At 72.4% G+C, this 20,443-nt stretch carries 19 protein-coding genes; 11 read left to right on the top strand and 8 right to left on the bottom strand.

Going from position 1 to position 20,443, the window contains the following annotated elements:
- Positions 1 to 59: 59 nt before the first annotated feature.
- The 4 genes from DEJ19_RS17290 to DEJ19_RS17275 are packed head-to-tail and all read left to right on the top strand — an operon-like array spanning position 60 to position 2,707.
- Entirely contained in the window at positions 60 to 1,652 is a 1,593-nt protein-coding gene (locus DEJ19_RS17290) for an AlkA N-terminal domain-containing protein (protein ID WP_111232626.1), read from the top strand.
- On the top strand, positions 1,649 to 2,161 hold the full coding sequence (locus DEJ19_RS17285) for a methylated-DNA--[protein]-cysteine S-methyltransferase (RefSeq protein WP_111232627.1): 513 nt from the start codon (positions 1,649 to 1,651) through the stop codon (positions 2,159 to 2,161). Before DEJ19_RS17290 ends, DEJ19_RS17285 begins: the two co-directional genes overlap by 4 nt.
- 28 nt (positions 2,162 to 2,189) lie before the next feature.
- Positions 2,190 to 2,450, top strand: a complete 261-nt coding sequence (locus DEJ19_RS17280; protein WP_071250100.1) for a type II toxin-antitoxin system prevent-host-death family antitoxin — start codon at positions 2,190 to 2,192, stop codon at positions 2,448 to 2,450.
- The gene (locus DEJ19_RS17275; protein ID WP_071250103.1) at positions 2,447 to 2,707 is read left to right on the top strand and encodes a type II toxin-antitoxin system RelE family toxin; all 261 of its coding nucleotides are present in this window, start codon (positions 2,447 to 2,449) and stop codon (positions 2,705 to 2,707) included. Before DEJ19_RS17280 ends, DEJ19_RS17275 begins: the two co-directional genes overlap by 4 nt.
- A gap of 4 nt (positions 2,708 to 2,711) precedes the next feature.
- Here the strand turns inward: DEJ19_RS17275 and DEJ19_RS17270 are convergent, their stop codons facing one another.
- Together DEJ19_RS17270 and DEJ19_RS17265 are read right to left on the bottom strand one after the other, a co-directional pair.
- Complete coding sequence (locus DEJ19_RS17270) at positions 2,712 to 3,305, bottom strand: TetR/AcrR family transcriptional regulator (protein ID WP_110863250.1); 594 nt, start codon at positions 3,303 to 3,305, stop codon at positions 2,712 to 2,714.
- Positions 3,306 to 3,314: 9 nt separating this feature from the next.
- A complete protein-coding gene (locus tag DEJ19_RS17265; RefSeq protein WP_111232628.1) occupies positions 3,315 to 3,881 on the bottom strand; it encodes a hypothetical protein in 567 nt (188 codons plus the stop codon).
- Between the two features lie 211 nt (positions 3,882 to 4,092).
- Here DEJ19_RS17265 and DEJ19_RS17260 point away from each other — a divergent pair, with 211 nt between their 5' ends.
- The 3 genes from DEJ19_RS17260 to DEJ19_RS17250 all read left to right on the top strand — a co-directional run bounded on the left by DEJ19_RS17260 (position 4,093) and on the right by DEJ19_RS17250 (position 7,507).
- Positions 4,093 to 4,914 (top strand): alpha/beta fold hydrolase, encoded by an 822-nt coding sequence (locus DEJ19_RS17260; RefSeq protein WP_111232629.1) that lies wholly within the window; start codon positions 4,093 to 4,095, stop codon positions 4,912 to 4,914.
- Between the two features lie 18 nt (positions 4,915 to 4,932).
- Positions 4,933 to 5,805: a hypothetical protein gene (locus DEJ19_RS17255; protein ID WP_111232630.1), complete on the top strand. Its 873-nt coding sequence runs from the start codon at positions 4,933 to 4,935 to the stop codon at positions 5,803 to 5,805.
- A 226-nt stretch (positions 5,806 to 6,031) separates the two neighbouring features.
- Entirely contained in the window at positions 6,032 to 7,507 is a 1,476-nt protein-coding gene (locus tag DEJ19_RS17250) for an APC family permease (RefSeq protein WP_110863247.1), read from the top strand.
- 125 nt (positions 7,508 to 7,632) lie between these two features.
- Here the strand turns inward: DEJ19_RS17250 and DEJ19_RS17245 are convergent, their stop codons facing one another.
- Positions 7,633 to 8,376: a LysE/ArgO family amino acid transporter gene (locus DEJ19_RS17245; RefSeq protein ID WP_220035291.1), complete on the bottom strand. Its 744-nt coding sequence runs from the start codon at positions 8,374 to 8,376 to the stop codon at positions 7,633 to 7,635.
- Between the two features lie 69 nt (positions 8,377 to 8,445).
- On the opposite strand from DEJ19_RS17245, the gene DEJ19_RS17240 reads away from it, so the two are divergent.
- Positions 8,446 to 9,366 (top strand): LysR family transcriptional regulator ArgP, encoded by a 921-nt coding sequence (locus tag DEJ19_RS17240; RefSeq protein ID WP_111232632.1) that lies wholly within the window; start codon positions 8,446 to 8,448, stop codon positions 9,364 to 9,366.
- On the opposite strand, the gene DEJ19_RS17235 is transcribed toward DEJ19_RS17240, so the two are convergent.
- Positions 9,357 to 10,136, bottom strand: a complete 780-nt coding sequence (locus DEJ19_RS17235) for an Fpg/Nei family DNA glycosylase (protein WP_111232633.1) — start codon at positions 10,134 to 10,136, stop codon at positions 9,357 to 9,359. The genes DEJ19_RS17240 and DEJ19_RS17235 overlap by 10 nt on opposite strands.
- Positions 10,137 to 10,186: 50 nt before the next feature.
- Positions 10,187 to 14,944: an Lhr family ATP-dependent helicase gene (locus tag DEJ19_RS17230; protein WP_111232634.1), complete on the bottom strand. Its 4,758-nt coding sequence runs from the start codon at positions 14,942 to 14,944 to the stop codon at positions 10,187 to 10,189.
- A gap of 160 nt (positions 14,945 to 15,104) precedes the next feature.
- On the opposite strand from DEJ19_RS17230, the gene DEJ19_RS17225 reads away from it, so the two are divergent.
- A complete protein-coding gene (locus tag DEJ19_RS17225; protein WP_111038468.1) occupies positions 15,105 to 15,779 on the top strand; it encodes a PadR family transcriptional regulator in 675 nt (224 codons plus the stop codon).
- 139 nt (positions 15,780 to 15,918) lie between these two features.
- Here the strand turns inward: DEJ19_RS17225 and DEJ19_RS17220 are convergent, their stop codons facing one another.
- Positions 15,919 to 16,539, bottom strand: coding sequence for an alpha/beta hydrolase (locus tag DEJ19_RS17220; protein ID WP_111232635.1), 621 nt, complete (start codon positions 16,537 to 16,539; stop codon positions 15,919 to 15,921).
- 73 nt (positions 16,540 to 16,612) lie between these two features.
- Between DEJ19_RS17220 and DEJ19_RS17215 the strand changes: the two genes are divergently transcribed.
- Positions 16,613 to 17,155, top strand: coding sequence for an NUDIX hydrolase family protein (locus DEJ19_RS17215; protein ID WP_071406188.1), 543 nt, complete (start codon positions 16,613 to 16,615; stop codon positions 17,153 to 17,155).
- Between the two features lie 88 nt (positions 17,156 to 17,243).
- Here DEJ19_RS17215 and DEJ19_RS17210 read toward each other — a convergent pair whose 3' ends face one another.
- Both DEJ19_RS17210 and DEJ19_RS17205 read right to left on the bottom strand, forming a co-directional pair.
- A complete protein-coding gene (locus DEJ19_RS17210; RefSeq protein ID WP_027466762.1) occupies positions 17,244 to 17,447 on the bottom strand; it encodes a CsbD family protein in 204 nt (67 codons plus the stop codon).
- Between the two features lie 237 nt (positions 17,448 to 17,684).
- Positions 17,685 to 19,295: a DEAD/DEAH box helicase gene (locus DEJ19_RS17205; protein ID WP_111092205.1), complete on the bottom strand. Its 1,611-nt coding sequence runs from the start codon at positions 19,293 to 19,295 to the stop codon at positions 17,685 to 17,687.
- A 294-nt stretch (positions 19,296 to 19,589) separates the two neighbouring features.
- Here DEJ19_RS17205 and DEJ19_RS17200 point away from each other — a divergent pair, with 294 nt between their 5' ends.
- On the top strand, positions 19,590 to 20,417 hold the full coding sequence (locus DEJ19_RS17200; RefSeq protein ID WP_258377349.1) for an endo alpha-1,4 polygalactosaminidase: 828 nt from the start codon (positions 19,590 to 19,592) through the stop codon (positions 20,415 to 20,417).
- Positions 20,418 to 20,443 lie beyond the last annotated feature (26 nt).

Here is a 20,443-nt window from a genome sequence, read left to right as displayed (position 1 = left end):
TGCGCTGCTCCGTCCGATTCCCGCCAGTCGAGGTCGGCGGCGCATGTCAGGCTGAGTCCATGACCACCCCGGACACCGACGTACAGCCGGACGCGCTGCACGCCGAACGGCACCGCGCCGTCGCCTCGCGCGACGCGCGCTTCGACGGCCAGTTCGTCACTGCCGTGCACTCCACCGGCATCTACTGCCGGCCCAGCTGCCCGGCCCGCACGCCGAGGGTCTCGGGCGTCACCTTCTACCGCACGAGTGCAGCAGCGCACCTGGCCGGCTTCCGCGCCTGCAAGCGCTGCCTGCCCGAGGCGACCCCCGGCAGCCCCGAGTGGGACCTGCGCGAGGACGTCGCCGGCCGGGCGATGCGACTCGTCCTCGACGGTGTCGTCGAGCGCGACGGCGTCCCCGGGCTCGCCGCGCGCGTGGGCTACTCGGAGCGGCAGCTCAACCGCATCATGACGGCCGAGCTGGGCGCCGGGCCGAAGGCGCTGAGCCGGGCGCACCGGGCGCAGACCGCGCGGACCCTGCTCACCTCGTCCGACCTGACCGTCGCCGACGTCGCGTTCGCCGCGGGGTTCGCCAGCGTCCGACAGTTCAACGACACCGTGCGCGAGGTCTTCGCCGTCACTCCAACGGAGCTCCGCGCACGCCGGTCCGGGCGAGGCGACGGCGCGACGGACGGCGGCGACGGCGCACTGCACGTCCACCTGCCGGCCCGGGCACCCTTCGACGCGCAGGGCCTGCTCGACTGGCACGCGGTGCACGCCCTGCCGGGCACGGAGCAAGTGGACACCGACCCCGTCGGTCGGGTCACGTCGTACGGTCGGCTGGTCGACCTGCCTGGAGGCCCGGGCTGGTTCAGCGCGTCGGCAGCCGTCCCCGACGTGGCCGGGCGGGGCACCGGGATCGACCTGCGCGTGCGGGTCACCGACCTCTCCGACCTGCCCGCGCTCGTGGCGCGGGTGCGTGCGCTGTTCGACCTCGACGCCGACCCGGTCGCCGTCGATGCGGTCCTCGGAGCCGTGCCCGAGCTCGCCGGACCCGTCGCACGGGTGCCCGGTCTCCGGCTCCCCGGCGCGGTGGACGCGCACGAGATCGTGTTCCGCACCCTGATCGGGCAGCAGGTCTCGGTGGCCGCGGCGCGCACCGCGCAGACCCGGCTCGTGGCCGCACTCGGAGCGACGGTGCCGGACGCCATCCAGGCCGGCGGGCTGCTGTTCCCGTCAGCGGCGGTGATCGCCGAACACGGGCACGAGGTCCTGCGTGGCCCGGCCGCCCGCGTCGACACGATCCTGCGGGTGGCCGCCGCGCTCGCCGACGGGTCCCTGGTGGTGGACGGTGGGCAGTCCCTCGGCGACCTGCGCGACGGACTCCTCGCGGTGAAGGGCATCGGGCCGTGGACCGCCGACTACGTCGCGCTGCGGGTCCGGCACCACCCCGACATCTTCCTCCACAGCGACCTCGCCGTACGGAACGGTGCACAGGAACTCGGGCTGCCCGGAACGGCGCGCGAGCTCTCCCTATGGTCGGAGCAGGTGGCCCCCTGGCGGAGCTACCTCACGATGCACTGCTGGCGACCGATCATCGACCGCGCGATGACCGCGACCGCCGGCGCCCGTGCAGCCCGTGCCCCCGAGGAACCCCGGAAGGACGACCGATGACCGACGCAACCATCCAGACCCTGGACACCCCCGACGGGCCGTTCACCGTGCTCGAGGACGCCGAGGGCAGGGTCCTCGCCTCCGGGTGGAGCGACTCCGTCGAGCGGATCCTCGCCCGCCTGGCCGATCGCCACCGCCCCGACCGCGTGCTCGACGGCGTGGTCGCCTCGGCCGAGGCCGTGGACGCCTTCTACTCGGGCGAGGTCGAGCACGCCATGCAGGTACCGGTCCGGCAGTTCGGCACCGAGCTCTTCACCGAGGGGTGGCGCCAGCTCCGCCGGATCCCCGCCGGCGGCACCCTGACCTACACCGGGTTCGCGGCGGCGATGGGGCGGCCCGACGCGGTGCGGGCGGCGGCGAGCGTGTGCGCCCGGAACGCCCCGGCGCTCTTCGTCCCGTGCCACCGGGTGCTGCGCTCGGACGGCACGCTCGGGGGCTTCGCGTGGGGGCTCGACGTCAAGCGCTCCCTGCTCGAACGGGAGTCGGTCGGCACCACGGCACTCGTCTGACTTGTACAAAACGCTCTAGAATGTACAGGTGAGCGAAGTGTCGATCTCCGAAGCCCGTGGCCGTCTGGCGTCGATCATCGACGACGCCCGACACGAACCCGTCTACCTGACCCGGCGCAACAAGCGCGTCGCGGCCGTGGTCGACGCGGCCGTCCTCGACCGGTTGCTCGAGGCGGCAGAGGACCTGGACGACCTGAAGGCGGTGGAAGAGGCCCGACTCGAGAACGAGCGCATCGGCGGCGAGAACGTCAAGTGGGAGGACCTCAGGCGCGAACTCGGTCTGGGATGACCTACGACATCGAGTTCGAGCCGAGTGCGGGGCGTGCCATCCGCAAACTGCCGCCACATGCCCGACGACTCGTCGAAGGGGTTCTCGCGATCCTGGCTGACGAGCCACGTCCACCCGCGGCTCGTCGACTCGTCAACAGCCCGGAATGGCGTGTCCGGGTCGGTGACTACCGCGTGATCTACCTGATCGACGATGGGCGGCTCGTGGTCGTCGTCGTGCGCGCCGGGCACCGGCGCGAGGTCTACCGGGGTCGCTGAGGCGTCAGGCGATCGCGCCGCGCAGGCTGTCCACGTGCAGCTCGACGAGCGCCAGGACCCGCTCGGGCGCCCGCGCCGCGGGATCCCACGTGTGCTCGACCGCCAGCCCGTCGATCAGCGCGTGCAGCCGGTCGGCTTCGTCGGTCAGGTCGCGACCGTCGCCGAAGCCGCCGTCCTCGCGCAGGATCTCCAGCGCCCGGGTGCACACCCGGCGGACCCCGTCGTTCAGGCGTCGGGCACTCGCAGCCAGGTGGTCGTCGGTGCGCGCGAGCACGCCGAGCTGCACCTGCGCCAGGATCTCGGTCGTGCGCTCGGCATCGAGCGGCAGCACCTGGGCGAGGACGTCCAGTGCGAGCGCACGACCCGTCGAACGCAGGGCGGCGAGCCGAGCGGTGACCCGTTCCTCGATGATCGTCAGGCAGTGCTCGCGCAGGGCGTCCTGCGTCGGGAACACGCGGCGGAGTGACGCCGGGGCGATGCCGGCCTCGTCCGCGACGTTCCGCACCGACAGCGCGCTCAGGCCGTCCCGCTCCAGGATCCGCAGGCAGGCCGCGGCCACCAGGGATCCCCGTTCCTCGAGGTCGACACGGCGGGGCACCGGGTCAGCCTACGGCCGGCTCGACGCGCCGGCCGGGTCCGCGGCTGCGGTGGTGACTCGGCGCGGCCAGATCGTGTAACTGATCGCCCACAGCAGTTCGACGCCCAGGACCACCCCGAGCAGAGCGACCGTGCCCTGCAGCTCGTCCGTGCGCTCCGGGTCGCCGACGACGAGGACGAGCGCAGCGATGATCCCACCGGCGATCAGCACGGCGAGCCCGGTCCGCAGCACGTCGCCCCAGCACCGGGCCGTGTACCGCCGTCCACTCAGCCGTTCCGGTGCCGGACCGCCGGCGAACCGGTGCGTGAACCGGACGTCCGCCCACGCGATCATCCGGTGCCCGTACGCGACCGAGAAGCCGATGTAGATCGCCGCGAGTCCGTGGTGCCACGACGCGGTCCCACCGCCGAGCAGGTCGACCGTGACGACCGCGAGCAGCACGACGTCGATCACGGGTGCCGCGACGAGCATCGCCGCACCCGTCCGCGGCCGTCGCAGCAGGTACCGGGTGGTCAGGCCGCCGAGGATCGCGACCCAGAAGGCGATCTCACAGGCGACGATGGCGATGAGTGTCATGGTTCCCCGTTGCAGTGGCGGTGATCGGTTGAGTACAGGTGTACTCAACCAGCATGGCACGGCGACCGCCACGGTGTCGAGCGACGGGGTTCTGCCCCTGGAAGCGGGGGGAGACACGGGCTCCCACGCCTGCGACACTCGGAGGACCGGTAATCCGCACGGTCCCCTCCGAGGCCCGACGCATCGCCGTCGACAGCTCGCAAAGGACCCCATGCTCCCTCCAGTCGACCGAACGGTCGTCTCCTCCGACGGCACCACCATCGCCGTCTCCGAGGCAGGGGACGGGCCGGCGGTCGTCGTCGTGGGCGGTGCCTTCGACCACCGGGGGACCCCGTACCTCGACCGCGTGGTCGCCGAGCTCGGCTCGACGCACCGCGTGGTGACCTACGACCGACGTGGTCGCGGTGCCAGCGGTGACTCCGCGACGTGGGCCATCGAGCGCGAGGTCGACGACCTGCGCGCCGTCGTCGAGAGCATCGGCGCACCGACCACCGCCGTCGGCATCTGCGTCGGCGCCGGTGTCGTCCTGCACGGGCTCGCCACCGGACTGCCCGTCGACGGCGCCGTCCTGTGGGAACCGCCGTACCGCGCCTCGGTCGACCCGCACGCCGACGACGTCGTGTTCGCCGACCTGCTCGACGAGCACGTCGGTGCCGGCCGCCGAGCCCAGGCCGTCCGCGGGTTCCTGACCCAGGTGCTCGGGGTCCCGATGGGCCAGGTCACAGCCCTGCGGCTCAAGGGGTCGCTCTGGCGCTCCCTGGTCGTCGACGCCCACGTGCTCAGCCGCGAGGTCCGCGTGCTGAACGGCCTCGCCGTGCCCGAGCGGGTCGCTGCCGCCGTGGGTGTGCCGGTGCTCGTCGGCGCCGGTGGCGACGGACTCGAGTGGATGCGACGTGCGGCCCGCGCCGTCGTCGACGCGGTGCCCGGTTCCGAGTACGCCGAGGTGCCCGGGCAGGGACACGTCCCCGCCCCGGCGGCCCTCGGAGCCCTGATCGACCGCGTCCGGAGCCGGATCACCTCGCCCAGCAGCTGACTGCGAGAGGATGGGCGGGTGAACGCACCCCGCCTCGGTCTCCTGCTCGACGTCGACGGGCCCATCGCCAGCCCGGTCTCCCGCACCATCGCGATCCCGAGCATCGTCGCGGACCTCGTCGCGCTCGCCACCGAGGGCATCCCGATCGTCTTCAACACCGGCCGCAGCGACGCCTTCATCCGCTCCGAGGTCGTCGGTCCGCTGCTCGCCGGGGGCCTCGCCGAGGGCGGGCGGGTCCACGCGGTCTGCGAGAAGGGCGCCGTGTGGTGCTCGATCGGTCCGCAGTACGACGGCGGCATGGGCGAGCTGACGGTCGCCGAGGACCTCGCGCTGCCGCGGGACTACGCCGACGAGATGCGCGAGCTGGTCCGCGACGAGTACGCCGACCTGGTGTTCTTCGACGAGACGAAGCGCGCCATGGTGTCGATCGAGCAGCGCGTCGAGGTGCCGAACGCCACCTACCTGGCCCGCCAGCCGGAGTTCGACGCGAAGGCCATGGCCGCACTCGAGCGTCGCGGGCTCGGTGTCCGCCGACTCGACGACGTCCGGCCCGATGCCGACGGCGCCGTGCAGTGGCGCATCGACCCGACGATCATCTCGACCGACGTCGAGTCCGACCGCAGCGGCAAGGACCTGGGTGCCGAACGCTCGCTCGAGCTCCTCGGGCAGGACGGCGAGCTCCCGGTCACCTGGCGCACCGTGGGGGACTCCCGCAGCGACTACGCCATGGCGGACTGGCTGCACGCCCACGGCCACGAGGTCGCGCACGTCGACGTCCGTCCCGCCGACGGGGTGCCGGCCACGCCGTACCCGGTGCTCACCGCGCCCGACGGCGTGATCCACGACGAGGCCGGAGCCCGGTTCCTGGCGGACTGGCGCGCCGGCCGCTGACGCGAGCACACCCGCATCCCGCTGACGCGGCCACAACCGCGCCCCGCTGACGCAACCGCAGCCCTGGACGCACCCGTCGGCCGGCCGAGCGCTGCGCGCCGGACCGCCACCGCGCCTCCCGGCCGTCACCGGACCGGCCCACCGTCCGGCCGGACGCTTTGCGTGACACAGTGGTACACCAGTACCCTTCCGAGGTCCGCCGCCAGCCGATGACGGGATCCACCCCATGGCAACGAAGCTCCGCATCAAGTCGATCGAGGCCTCCCTGGCCGACTCCGAGGAGCAGGGCAGGTCCCTGAAACGCTCCCTGAAGACGTTCGACATCGCCGCGATGGGGATCGCGGTCGCCGTCGGCGCCGGCATCTTCTCGGTCGGCGCGAACGCCGCCGCGAACTTCGCCGGGCCCGGCGTCATCATCTCCTTCCTGCTCGCCGCCGTCACCTGCGGCCTGGCGATCATGTGCTACGCCGAGTTCGCGTCGACGATCCCCGTCGCCGGCTCCGCGTACACGTTCACCTACGCCACGATGGGTGAGCTGCTCGCCTGGATCGTGGGCTGGGACCTCATCCTCGAGACCCTCACGGCCAGCGCCGTGATCGCGAAGTACTGGGGCATCTACCTCAGCGAAGCGTTCAAGGTGTTCGGCGTCGACCTGCCCAGCACGATCCAGCTCGGTCCGATCCCGTTCACCTGGGGGCCGGTGCTCATCGTCGGGATCTTCACGGTGCTCCTCGCCTTCGGCACCCGCCTGTCGTCGCGGGTGTCGGCGGTCATCACGGTCATCAAGGTCGCGATCGTCGTGTTCGTCATCGTCGCCGGTGCGTTCTTCGTCAAGGCCGCGAACTTCACCCCGTTCATCCCGCCGGCCGAGCCCGCCAAGGGTGCCGAGGGCAGCGTCTGGACGCAGTCCCTCGTGTCGTGGTTCACCGGTGCGGAGCCCGCCCAGTACGGCGTCTTCGGCCTGCTCGCCGCGGCGTCCCTGGTGTTCTTCGCCTTCATCGGGTTCGACGTCGTCGCCACCAGTGCCGAGGAGACCGAGAACCCGCAGAAGACGCTGCCCCGCGGCATCTTCATCGGCCTCGGCATCGTGACCCTGCTCTACGTCGGCGTCAGCATCGTCATCACCGGCATGGTCTCGTACCAGCGCCTGGCCGAGGAGGACACACCGTCCCTGGCGTCGGCGTTCAACATCGTCGGGCTGCCGTGGGCCGCCGGCATCATCGCAATCGGCTCCCTGATCGGGCTGACCACCGTCGTCATGGTGCTGCTGCTCGGGCTGTCCCGCATCGTCTTCTCGATGAGCCGCGACGGCCTGCTGCCCCGCTGGTTCTCGAAGACCAACCCGAAGACGCAGACCCCGGTGCGCGTGCAGGTCGTCGCCGGTGTCGTCGTGGCGCTGCTGGCAGGGTTCACGGCGGTCGACAAGCTCGAGGGCATGATCAACATCGGCACGCTGTCCGCGTTCGTCCTGGTGTCGATCGGCATCGTCGTGCTGCGTCGTTCGCGCCCCGACGCCCCGCGGGCCTTCCGGGTGCCGTGGTCGCCCGTGCTGCCGATCATCTCGGCGGTGCTGTGCTTCTGGCTGATGCTGAACCTCGAGGTCGAGACCTGGCTCCGGTTCGTCGTCTGGCTGGCCATCGGCTTCGTCATCTACTTCGGCTACAGCCGTCGGCACAGCCGCGTCGGCCAGCGCATGCAGTAGGGCGGTTCCGCGGGTCGGCCTGGCCCGCAAAACACCGGTGTTCGCACGTTGCACACCCGCAGACCGCGACGCGACGTGTGGACACCGGTGTTTTGCATCCACCGCCCGCCGCGCCGCCGCCGCCGCTACGCGACGACGAGCAGCAGCACGCCGAACGCGAGCATCACGACGGCGACCAGGCCGTCGAACACCCGCCAGGTCAGCGGCTTCTCGAACAGCGGTCGCAGCAGGCGGCCGCCGAACCCGAGTGCCCCGAACCACAGGCAGCTCGCTGCGACGGCGCCGATCGTCCAGAGCCACCGGTCGTCCGCACCCTGCTGGTTCGCCACCGACCCGAGGAACACCAGCGTGTCCAGGTAGACGTGCGGGTTCGCCCACGTGAAGACGAGCATGGTCAGCACGGCCGTCCGCATGGTCACCACCTGGCCGGGAGGCGCGGTGCGCGTCCGCCCCGCCGCCACCGTCGTGCCGGTGGTCGCGTCCACCGCCGCGTCCACCCCCGCGCCCGCGTCCGCGCTGGCGCCCACCACACCGTCGTCGGCCGCCTCGTCAGCGACCCGCATCGCGTCCCCCGAGGGCCGCAGCGCACGCCGCGCCGCGAGCACCCCGTACGTGAGCAGGAACGCGGCACCGATGAACCGGATCACCAGGAGCGCCACGGGGAACCGTTCGACCACGGCGCCGACCCCGAGCACCCCGGCGACGATCAGCAGCGCATCCGAGACCGCGCACACCACGACCGCCGCGGCCACCACCCGGAGTCCTGCGCTGACCGCGAGCCGGAGCAGGTACGTGTTCTGCACACCGATCGCAACGATCAGCGCGAGTCCGGTGCCGAGGCCGGAGAGCAGGGGCAGGAGCGAGGTCACGATCCGACGCTAGGGCCGGGTTCTGGTGTAGTACAGCTCACGTTCCTGCAGCGCCGTAAGCTCAGCTGCATGAACCGGTTTCAGCGCGAGCACCTCGAGACGCTGCTCGCCGCCGTCGACCACGGCACGCTCGACGCGGCCGCCCGTGCGCTGGCGATCACCCCGTCGGCGGTCTCGCAGCGGATCAAGTCCATGGAGCAGCAGGTCGGCCGGGTCCTGCTCCAGCGCACCACCCCGGTGCGCCCGACCGCGGACGGCGCAGTCGTGCTCCGGCACGCACGGCAGGTCCGGCTGCTCGACGAGGAGACCTCCCGAGCGCTCGGCGGTGGATCGTCGGTGGTGCCGTCGATCCCGCTGGCCGTGAACGCCGACTCGCTCGGCACGTGGTTCCTCGACGCCCTCGCCCTCGTGCGGGCCGACACCGAGGTGGTCTTCGACCTGCACCGCGAGGACCAGGACCGCACCGCCGAACTGCTCCGCGCCGGCACGGTGATGGGCGCCGTGACGGCCGAGGCGGATCCGGTGCAGGGCTGCTCGTCGGTGCCGCTCGGGATCGACCGGTACCGGGCGGTGGCGTCCCCGGCGTTCGTCGCCCGCTACCTCGGCGACACCGGCACCGAGCGGCGGATGCTCCGGCGGCTCGACGAGGTCCCGCTCGTCGACTACGACCGCGACGACGACCTGCAGCAGGGGTACCTGCGACAGGTCCTCGGCCACGCTCCCGGTGGCCCGCGCCACTTCGTCCCGACCTCTGCCGACTTCGCCCGTGCGGTCACGCTCGGGTTCGGGTGGGGACTGCTGCCCGAGGCGCAGTGCCTCGAGGCGATCGACCGCGGTGTCCTGGTCGAGCTGGCCCCGGGTCGGCACGCCGACGTGGCGCTGTGGTGGCAGCGCTGGAACCTGGCGTCACCCCTGCTCGAACGGGTCACCGACGCCGTCCGTGCGACCGCGTCGTCGCGACTGCACCCCGCACGACAGCGTCAAGACTGACAGCGCGGACACCAGTACGTGTCGCGCAGGGTGAGTTCCGAGTCGCCGAGTTCGCCGTGCCGGATCGGGGTCCCGCACCGCAGACACGGCTTGCCGGCACGGCCGTAGACCCAGAACCGTCGCCCGGGGCGGTCGACGCCGGTGGTGACGCGGGCGCTGCGGTCGCGGTTGGCCAGGATCAGTCGGCTGGCGAGCGTGATCGTCCGCGCCGGGTCCGGCACCTGCCCGACCGGACGCGTCGGCAGCGCACCGCGCAGGAAGCAGAGTTCGTTCCGGTACACGTTGCCGAGCCCGGCGAGCACCCGCTGGTCGAGCAGTGCCAGCCCGACCGGGCGTTCGGGGTCCTCGGTCAGGTTGGCGAGCGCCAGGTCGGCGTCCCAGTCGGGGCCGAGCAGGTCCGGCCCCAGGTGTCCGACGACCTCGGACTCCTGGTCGCGCGGCACCACCTCGAGCACCCCGAGGGCGAAGCCGACGGTGGAGACCCCCTTGGCGTCCAGGATCACCCGGGCCTGGTGCGCAGGTCGACGCCAGCGGTCACCGGGCGCGTAGACGTCCCACCGGCCCTCCATCTTCAGGTGCGAGTGCACGGTCAGGTCGCCGATGCGGTGCAGCAGGTGCTTGCCGCGGGGGACGACCTCGTCGACGGTGCGGCCGACCAGGTCGAGCGTCGCGAACGCGGGGACGCGGAAGTCGCTCTTCGTCAGGACCTTGCCCGCCAGCGCGGTGTGCAGGCGGCGGGCAGCCCGGTAGACGGTGTCGCCTTCAGGCACGGGTCACCTCCGGCACGTGGTCGCTGCACTGCCGGGAGGCGCGGCTCGCCTCACACACGGAGCCGCAGCCCCTGCGGGGTCGCCGTGAACCCCGCGGCCCGGAGCGCGCCGCCGAGCGGCGTCTCCAGCACGAAGTCCCCGTCGACCCGCTCGACCGAGAGCTTCCGCAGCCCGGTCCGGACGATGCCGGCGATCGAGGCGGCCGCGGCAGCGAGGTCAGCGGCGTCGTCGGTGAAGGTCAGCACCGACTTGCCGCCGCGCTCCACGTACACGGTGAGCTTGCCGTCGACGGTCGTGACGAGGGCACCCGCCTTGCGCCCGGGCCGGTGGCCCCGAGCGGTCTTCGCGCCGCTGCCGACCGCGGTCTCAGGCGGGGCGGCTCCGCCGTCGTCGGTCACGAGACCGGGGTCGGCGTCGCCCGTCGGCCACGGCAACGAGGCCCCGAACGGGTTCGCCGGGTCGGTCGCGGCGAGCGTGAGCGCCTCGCGCTTCCGGTCCGGGTCGTCCCGCTCGTCGTCGCCGAGTTCGCGGGCGTAGGTGCGCAGCCGGTCGACGGTCGGGCCGGTGGCGAACTGCGCCGCGCCGAGCCCCTCGACGAAGTACCCGCGACGAGCCCGGCCGGACTCCTCGAACCGCGAGAGCACCCGGTACACCCCGGCGAAGCCGCCGCGGACACCCTCGACCTGCACGGCACCGCGGGTGACGACGCCGTAGCGTTCGAGCAGCTGTTCGGCGGTCGCGGCGGCCCGCACGGTCGAGTCGGACTCGGCCAGCGGCAGGAGCGACCAGCGACCCCCGACGGACGGCGGCCCGGACTGCGTCGGCATGGTCGGACGCCGTCGGCCGCGGTAGGCCCGAGCACGCGGAGCACTCGAGCTCTTCGCCTTGCCACCGAGCATCGAGCGCAGCGGGGCGAACGTGTCGTTCGTGATCTGCCCGGCCCAGACCAGGTCCCACAGCGCGGTGGTGAGCGCCTGGTCGTCACTGCTGCCCACGGCCTGGCCCAGCTGCCGGAAGAAGTACGCGCCACCGCCGGCCAGGGCGCCGAGCACGTCCCGCTGCAGCTCGGTCGTCTCGTCCCCGGAGGGCTCGGCGAGCGTCGTCGCCGCGGTGTCGGCCAGGTGCAGGCGAACCCAGCCGTCGTTGCCGGGCAGGGTGCCCCCGCCGGACCACAGGACCTCGCCGGTGGCGGTGAGTTCGTCGAGCATGCTCGTCGAGTAGTCGGTGACGCGCGACGGCAGTACCAGGGTCTCCCAGGCGCTGGCGGGCAGGGCGACCCCGGCGAGCTGGTCGATCACCTGCAGGACGCCGTCGACGCCACGGAGCCCGCCGCGGGTCCCCGGTGTCTGCACGTGCTGCCACGCGGGCAGGAAGCGGGCGAGGGTGTCCGGCGAGACCGGTTCGACCTCGTGCCGCAGCGCTGCGAGTGACTTCGTGCGGATCCGTCGCAGGACCTCGGCGTCGCACCACTCGGCACCCTGGCGGTCGGGTCGGAACTCACCCTCGACCACCCGGCGGTCGGCGACGAGTCGGCGCAGGGTGTCCTGCACGACGGCGATGCCCAGCCCGAGGCGACCGGCGGCCTCCTGCGCGGAGAACGGCCCGTGCGACCGGGCGTAGCGGCCGATCAGGTCACCGAGGGGGTCGGCCACGGGTTCGACGAACGCCGTGGGCACACCGATCGGCAGCGGGACCCCGAGGGCGTCGCGCAGGCGGGCGGCGTCCTCGATCACGGCCCAGCGCGTCGCGCCGGCGTGCGAGAACGAGAGCACCCGGCGGTCCCGCTCCAGCACCTGGAGCGTGCTCCGCAGTTCGGCGGTGGCCGCTGGACGGTCGGCGGTGTCGGCGAGCCAGCTCCGGTCGACCGCTTCGTCGAGGTCGAGCGCGCCGACGAGCCGCAGCACGTCCACGAGTCCTTCGGCGTCACGGGCACGGCGGTCCGGCGACAGCCGCTGCAGGTCGCGCTCCACCGAGGTGATGACCGCCGGGTCGAGCAGCTCGCGCAGCTCCGCGCGGCCGAGCAGCTCGCCGAGCAGGGTCGAGTCGAGCGACAGGGCCGCTGCCCGGCGTTCGGCGAGCGGGGTGTCCCCCTCGTACATGAAGGCCGCGACGTACCCGAACAGGATCGACCGGGCGAACGGCGACGGCTGTTCGGTCTCCGTCTCGACCAGGCGGATCCGGCGTCCGGCGATGTCGTCGGCGATCCCGAGCAGTGCGGGCACGTCGTAGACGTCCTGCAGCACCTCGCGCACGGTCTCGAGCACGATCGGGAACGTCGGGTACTTCTGCGCGACCTCGAGCAGTTGCGAGGCCCGCTGCCGCTGCTGCCAGAGCGGCGACCGCTGCCCGGGGTTCCGACGGGGCAGCAGCAGGGCGCGCGCCGCACACTCACGGAACCGCGCGGCGAACAGCGCCGAGCCGCCGACCTCGTCGGTGACCAGGGCCTCGAGGTCGTCGCGCTCGAACACGAACAGGTCGGCACCCGGCGGCTCGGCGTCGGTCTCCGGGATGCGGACGACGATGCCGTCGTCGGCCGCCATCGCGTCACCGTCGATGCCGTGCCGTTCGCGCAGCCGTGCGGCGACGGCCAGGGCCCACGGCGCGTGCACCTGCATGCCGTAGGGCGAGTGCAGGATGAGCCGCCAGTCCCCGAGCTCGTCGCGGAACCGCTCGATGACGAGCGTGGTGTCGTTCGGCACGTGACCGGTGGCCGCGCGCTGGTCGCGCAGGAAGGTCAGCAGGTTGGTGATCGCGCGCTCGTCCAGTCCACCGGCGGCGACGCGGGCGCGGGCGTCGTCGTCCGAGGCGCCCTCGACCTCGCGGACGAACGCACCGGTGGCACGGCCGAGTTCGGCGGGCCGGCCGATGCCGTCGCCCTTCCAGAACGGCACGCGTCCGGGCTGCCCGAACGCCGGGCTCACGACGACGCGGTCGTGGGTGATCTCCTCGATCCGCCAGCTCGTCGCACCGAGGGCGAAGACGTCGCCCACGCGCGACTCGTAGACCATCTCCTCGTCGAGTTCGCCGACACGGGACGCCTTCTCGCCGACCATGAAGACGCCGAACATGCCGCGGTCGGGGATCGTCCCGCCGCTCGTCACCGCGAGGCGCTGGGCACCGGGGCGCCCGGTCAGGGTGCCGTGCACGCGGTCCCAGACCAGCCGTGGCCGGAGTTCGGCGAACTCGTCGCTCGGGTACCGGCCCGTGACCAGGTCGAGCGTCGCCTCGAACGCCGATCGGGGCAGGCCGCTGAACGGGGCGCTCCGCCGCACGAGCTCGAACCAGTGCTCGACGTCGAGTGTGTCGATCGCTCCGGCCGCCACGGTGTGCTGCGCCAGGACGTCGAGCGGGTTCGCCGGCACCGAGATCGACTCGATCTGGCCCGTGACCATCCGCTCGACCGTGACCGCGCTGTTGACCAGGTCGGCCCGGTGCTTCGGGAACAGCACGCCGCGGGAGATCTCGCCCACCTGGTGTCCGGCACGACCGACGCGCTGCAGGCCGCTCGCGACCGAGGGCGGCGCCTCGACCTGGACGACCAGGTCGACCTCGCCCATGTCGATGCCGAGCTCGAGTGAACTCGTCGCGACGACGCACCGCAGCCGACCGGACTTCAGGTCGTCCTCGATGATCGCGCGCTGGTCCTTCGACACCGAGCCGTGGTGTGCGCGGGCGAGCACCGGGACGGAGGCGTCCGAGCCCCCGCCGCCGGTCTGCCCGGACCCTCCGATCAGCTGCGCCGGCGGTCGCTTGGCCCCCTGGGGCGCGACGGCGTGGGCCGAGGTGCGGGCCGGTGACTGCGGGCGGCCCCGCGCCACGGGCAGGCCGTCGTCGTCCGGGGACGCACCGGCCGGCACCAGCACGCCATCACCGGCGGCGGCGAGCACGCGTTCCTCGTGGATCTCGTTCAGTCGAGCAGTCAGCCGTTCGGCCAGCCGCCGCGAGTTCGCGAACACGATGGTCGAGCGGTGTTCCTCGATCAGGTCGACGACGCGCTCTTCGACGTGCGGCCAGATCGACCCGTTCGTCGGCGACTCGGACGCGTCCGCACCCACCGGCGGCGCCCCGAGCTCGGTCATGTCGTCGACGGGCACGACGACCCGCAGGTCGAAGGTCTTCTGCGCGGGCGGCGCGATGATCGTCACCGGTGCACGGCCGCCGAGGAACCGCGCGACCTCTTCCGGCGGGCGGACGGTCGCGGACAGCCCGATGCGCTGCACCGGCTTGTCGAGCAGGTCGTCGAGGCGCTCGAGCGACACGGCCAGGTGTGCGCCGCGCTTGGTCGAGGCGACCGCGTGGACCTCGTCCACGATGACCGTGTCGACGTTCACCAGGGTCTCGCGCGCCTGCGAGGTGAGCATCAGGTAGAGCGACTCGGGCGTGGTGATGAGGATGTCCGGCGGCTGGCGCAGGAGCTTCTGGCGGTCGGACGACGGGGTGTCACCGCTGCGCACCCCGACCGTGACGTCCGGCGGCTCGGTGCCGAGGCGCCGAGCGGTCTGGGTGATGCCGACGAGCGGGCTCCGGAGGTTGCGCTCGACGTCGACGCCGAGGGCCTTGAGCGGCGAGACGTAGAGCACCCGCGTGCGCTGCTTCGCCGGTGGGCGGTCCGTCGCGCTGATGAGCCGGTCGATCGACCACAGGAACGACGCCAGGGTCTTGCCGGAGCCGGTCGGGGCGATCACGAGTGCGTGCTGCCCGGTCGAGATCGCGTCCCACGCCCCGGCCTGCGCGGGCGTCGGTGCGTCGAAGGCGCCGCGGAACCACTCGGTGGTCGCGGGGGAGAAGCGCTCGAAGACGTCCGTCATGGTCCGTCCCATCCTGCCCGCCACCACCGACAGCAGGCCGAGCGCACGTGCCCCTTGACAGAGCGATAGTTACCGATCTATCGTAAACACATCGCGATACGACGAAGACGATCAGGTCAGACCGATCGCGAGCCGACTCAGCACGACGAAAGGACTCCTCATGCGCCCCTCGTATGACGACAACAGCAACACGTCCCCCCGCGACCAGCGCGGGTTCGGCCCGCGCGGCCCCCGCTTCGGCGGCGCGCGGCAGCACCACGGCGCCGGCTTCCCCGGCCGTGACCGCGGTGACCACGACCACGGCGGCCGCGGCTTCGGTGGCCGCGGGTTCGGCCCCGGCTTCGGCCCGGGCATGGGCTTCGGCCCCGGTTTCGGCGGGCCCGGCTTCGGCCGCGAACGCCGTCGCCGCGGTGACGTCCGCCTCGCGATCCTCGGTCTGCTGGCCGAGGGCCCGCAGAACGGGTACGCCGTGATCAAGACCATCGCCGAGCGCACCGGCGGCGCCTGGAAGCCGAGCCCCGGCTCGGTCTACCCGACGCTCCAGCAGCTCGTCGACGAAGACCTCGTGGTCTCGTCGGGCGACGGCCGCAAGACGCTCTTCGAGCTCACCGACGCCGGCAAGGCCGAGACCGAGGCCAAGGCCGACGAGATCGCTGCTGCACTCGACGGGGCCCCGGGCATCCCGGACGCCCAGCGCGAGTTCTTCGAGGCGCTCCGGAAGACCATGGGCGTCCTGCAGATGTACCGCAGCACCGCGACCGAGGAACAGGCCAAGGCCGCCACGGCCAAGGTGGACCAGCTCCGCAAGGACCTGCTCCAGATCCTCGCCGACTGACGGACGTCACCCGTGACGGACAGGAGGCCCGGTGCCAGCTGGCACCGGGCCTCCTGTCCGTCCGCACATCGTGAGCAGCTGTGGTCGGGTCCGCACGTCGGACCCGACCGTTCGTGCTCACGAAGCGCGCTCCGCAGCGCTACCCCGCGCCGACGAAGGCGGCCACGTCCGCCAGCTCCGCCGTCGACACGGCGTGCGGCAGGCCCGCGTAGGAACGGTCGGTCACGTCGGTGTGCGCTGCGACCCACGCCTGCGTCCGGGCGGTGGCCTCGGGCGGGATCACCGGGTCGAGGTCACCGTGCCCCAGGAACACCCGCGGCCGCACGGCCGACACGGCCTCGTCGCGGGAGTCCGTGACGCCGGGCACGACGAACCCCGACAGCGACACCGCGAACGCGAACGCCGCGGGCCGGGCGCGCAGGAGCTGGAGCGCCATCGAGCCGCCCTGCGAGAACCCGAGCAGCCCGATCCGCGGGTGATCGGCGGCGACGGAGTCGATCCAGTCGAGCACCTCGGCGGTCGCGGCGTCCACCGCCTCGGGCGCTGGGGAGCCGGGCGTGCCGAGCGGGTACCAGCTGAAGCCGGGCCCCCACGGCATCGGTGCCCGGAGCGACGCGACCGTCCACGCGGGCGGCAGCGCGGGGGCGAGGCCGAGCAGGTCGTGCTCGTTCGACCCGACCCCGTGCATCGCCACGAGCAGGGGTGTGCCCCGCCGGTCGGAGGTACTCCGGGTCCACTGCACCAGGTCCGCATCGATCATGTGGACAACGCTAACCATCCCCAACTCCCGCGCCTTCCGCCGAACTCGCCGCCGTCCCTGGTAGACACGGTGCATGTCCTCGCTGCGCACCCCCGATCCCGACTCCGGCTGGCTGTCCGACGAGGAGCTCGCGAACGTCCGCCGTCGTCTGCCGATCTGCTACGTCGAGGCGGTCCCTGTCCGCACCGACGGCCTCGGCGTCGTGACCGAGGTCGGCGTGCTGCTGCGGGTCTCCCCGAGCGGTTCGATCGCCCGCACCCTGGTGTCCGGCCGTGTGATGTTCGGCGAGTCGATCCGCACCGCGCTGTTCCGTCACCTGGAGAAGGACCTCGGGCCGATGGCGTTCCCGCAGCTGCCCTCGAGCCCGACGCCGTTCACCGTGGCCGAGTACTTCCCGCTGCCCGGCGCCTCGGTGTACACCGACGAGCGGCAGCACGCGATCTCGCTGGCGTACGTCGTCCCCGTCACGGGGACGTGCGAGCCCCGGCAGGACGCCCTCGAGCTCACGTGGATGACCCCGATGGAAGCCGCGTCCGACGCCGTCGCCGACGAGATGGAAGGCGGCCGTGGCGCACTGCTGCGGGCTGGTCTGGCATCGGTCGGCGCCCTCCACTAGTCCGACCGGGGCGTCCGCGCCCGGCGCACGACGAAGCCCCCGGATCCGATCGGATCCGGGGGCTTCGCAGCGCGGTTGCGAACCGGCTTCAGTGCTTGTCGTCCTTGAAGCTGTCGGCGACGCCGTGCGCGGCGTCCTTGACGTCGGTGACGCCCTGCTTCGCCGAGGCCTTGCCCTGGTCGGTCTGGCCTTCGGCCTTCAAGCGGTCGTTACCGGTCGCGTTGCCGGCGGCTTCCTTGACCTTGCCTGCCGCCTTCTCAGCGGCGTTCTTGATGTCATCGATGCCAGCCATAGGCACTCCTTCCAGAAGCGGACGTGTTCCCCGTCAGCCGCTTGCGCGGCATCCGGTGAAGCAGACCGTACGCCCGGTGGAGTCCCCCACCCCCAGCCCCCGCCAAGGTTCGCCAGCACACTCACGCAAAACACCGGTGTTCACGGATCACACCCCGGGATGCGGGGGTTCGAAACGTGAACACCGGTGTCTTGCGGGCATCGACGCGCTCAGGCCGAGCGGGTCAGAGCGCGCAGGTCAGTGGCGGTCGGCAGCGCCGGCCGGACGGGAGGCGCGGCGCGAGCCACCACGACGGTTGCCGCCCGACTCGTTGCCGGACCGACCCGCGGCGTAGCCGCCCTCGGACGACCAGACGGCCGACGAGCCGCCGCGCACGACGTCGCTGCTGCCCGAGCGACGGTTGCCGCCGCTGCGGCGACCACCGGTCGAACCAGCGGCCGCGGCACCGGAGCGCCCGGCGCCCTCGGTCCGTGCGCCACGGGCCGGACGGCCCTGACGGCCCCCGGCCGAACCGGCGGACTCGCCAGCCGAACCGGAGCGCGCGGGCTGCGCCGCGCCTCCCGAGCGACCGCCGCGACCACGGCGACGACCGCCGCCGTCACCGGCGGACTCGGCCGAGCGCTGCTTGGGCTGACGCTGCTGGGTGGGCTGCTCCTCGGCGACGTGGCGGATCGGGGCGACCTCGCCGACGAGCGCGGTGACGGCCGGGGAGGTCGCCGAGACGTGCTGCGGCGTGACCTTGATCGCGGCTGCACGCATCATCTGCGCGACGTCGCGACGCTCGGCGGGCATCGTCACCGTGACGACGTCACCGGACGAACCGGCACGCGCCGTGCGGCCAGAGCGGTGCAGGTACGCCTTGTGTTCGGTGGGCGGGTCGACGTGCACGACGAGCTCGACGTTGTCGACGTGCACACCGCGGGCGGCGACGTCGGTGGCGACGAGCACGAGGGCCTCACCGGAGGAGAACTTCGCGAGGTTGCGCTCACGGGCACCCTGCGACAGGTTGCCCTGCAGGTCGACGGCCGGGATCCCCTGGCTGCTGAGCTGCTTGGCGAGGCGCTTGGCGTGGTGCTTCGTGCGCATGAAGAGGATGCGGCGACCGTTGCCCGAGGCGAGGGCGCTCACGAGGTGCTTCTTCGCGTCAGCGTCGGCGACCTCGAACAGGTGGTGGGTCATCGCCTCGACGGGGCTGTTCGCCTCGTCGACGGAGTGCATCACCGGGTTGTGCAGGAACTTCTTGACGAGCTTGTCCACGCCGTTGTCGAGCGTGGCGGAGAACAGCAGTCGCTGCCCGTTCTCCGGCGTCGCCTGCATGATCTTGGTGACGCCGGGCAGGAAGCCCATGTCGGCCATGTGGTCGGCCTCGTCGAGGACGGTGACCTCGATGTCGCCCAGGTTCACGTGACCCTGCTGCATCAGGTCGGCGAGGCGACCCGGGCAGGCGACCACGACGTCGACGCCGCCGCGCAGGGCGTCGACCTGACGACCCTGACCGACGCCACCGAAGATGGTCGTGGTGTTGAGCCCCATGGCCTTGGCGAGCGGGGCGAGGGCGACGTCGATCTGCGTCGCGAGCTCACGCGTCGGTGCGAGCACCAGGGCGCGGGGGCGGCCGGCGCGGCGCTTGCGGCCGCTGGCGGCGAGGCGGGCGACGAGCGGGATCGCGAAGGCGATGGTCTTGCCGGAGCCGGTGCGGCCGCGGCCGAGGACGTCCTTGCCCTGCAGGGAGTCCGGGAGAGTGTCCGCCTGGATGGGGAACGCCATGTCCTTGCCCTGGTCGGCGAGGACGGAGACCATCGGCGCGGGGACGCCGAGGTCGGAGAAACGGATGTCTTCGGTGGTCATGGTGACCTTTCGAGCCGGAGCAGTCCGGCTGTGGGCGCGCTCTGAGGCAGCGCGCGGGCGGGATGCGCGCCAACAGATGTGGCTGGCGCAGTCGCCGCAGCAGAGAAGCCTGGGCACCTTCGTGAGGTGCTCGATCATCGACCAGAGTCCGGAGACAGGTGGTCGGGAGTTCGGGGCGTCCGTACGACGCACGAGGCGATCGGCGCCTCGAGTACGACCAGCATAGCGTGCACATCCCCGGAACAGCGAGGGCGGGGTCGTTCGCCGTGCGCGTGCGAGGATTCCGGGGTGCGCATGCGATCCGTCCTGTTGACCACCGCGATGGCCCTGGTGGCCGTCCTCGGCACCGCCGGCTGCGCCGAGGCCGCCACGACCAGCGCGGCCGGGAGCTACCGCAACCTGCCGACCTCGGGCCGCGTGGACTACCAGCTCGGCGGCGGGTACACCCCGCCCTCCGGCGTGATGATCGTCGAGCGCGACAGCACCGACCGCCCCGCGAAGGGCAAGTACAACATCTGCTACGTCAACGGGTTCCAGACGCAGCCCGAGGCCGCCCGCACGTGGAAGAAGTCGTACCCTTCGGCGATCCTCCGCGACCGCGCGGGCAAGCCGGTCTCCGACCCGGGGTGGCCGGACGAGATGCTCCTCGACACCCGGACCGCGGCCAAGCGTGCCCTGATCACGAAGGTGCTCGCGAAGACCGTCGCCCGCTGCGGTGACCGCGGGTTCGACGCGGTGGAGTTCGACAACCTCGACTCGTGGACCCGGAGCGGCAAGCGGCTCACCCGTGCCGGCAACCTGGCGCTCGCGAAGTCGCTCGTCGCCAAGGGGCACCGGCACGGCCTGGCCGTCGGGCAGAAGAACACGCCGCAGCTCGGGGCGTCCGGCCGGAAGCAGACCGGGTTCGACTTCGTCGTCGCCGAGGAGTGCGTGCAGTACCGGGAGTGCGCCGCGTACACGAAGGCCTACGGCAAGCGGGTCATCGACGTGGAGTACTCGGACACCCTCGAGCGCTCGTGGGGTTCGGTGTGCGGGCTGAAGAGCCGTCCGGCCATGACGATCCTGCGCGACCGCGACCTGGTGACCCCGAAGGACGACGCGTACGTGTACGAGCACTGCTGAGCGTTCGGGACGTTCCTTCCCAGAAC

The sequence above is a fragment of the Curtobacterium sp. MCSS17_016 genome (assembly GCF_003234255.2).
In the GTDB taxonomy this organism is placed as follows: Bacteria; Actinomycetota; Actinomycetes; order Actinomycetales; family Microbacteriaceae; genus Curtobacterium; species Curtobacterium flaccumfaciens.
This window is presented reverse-complemented; position numbering and strand designations above follow the sequence as displayed.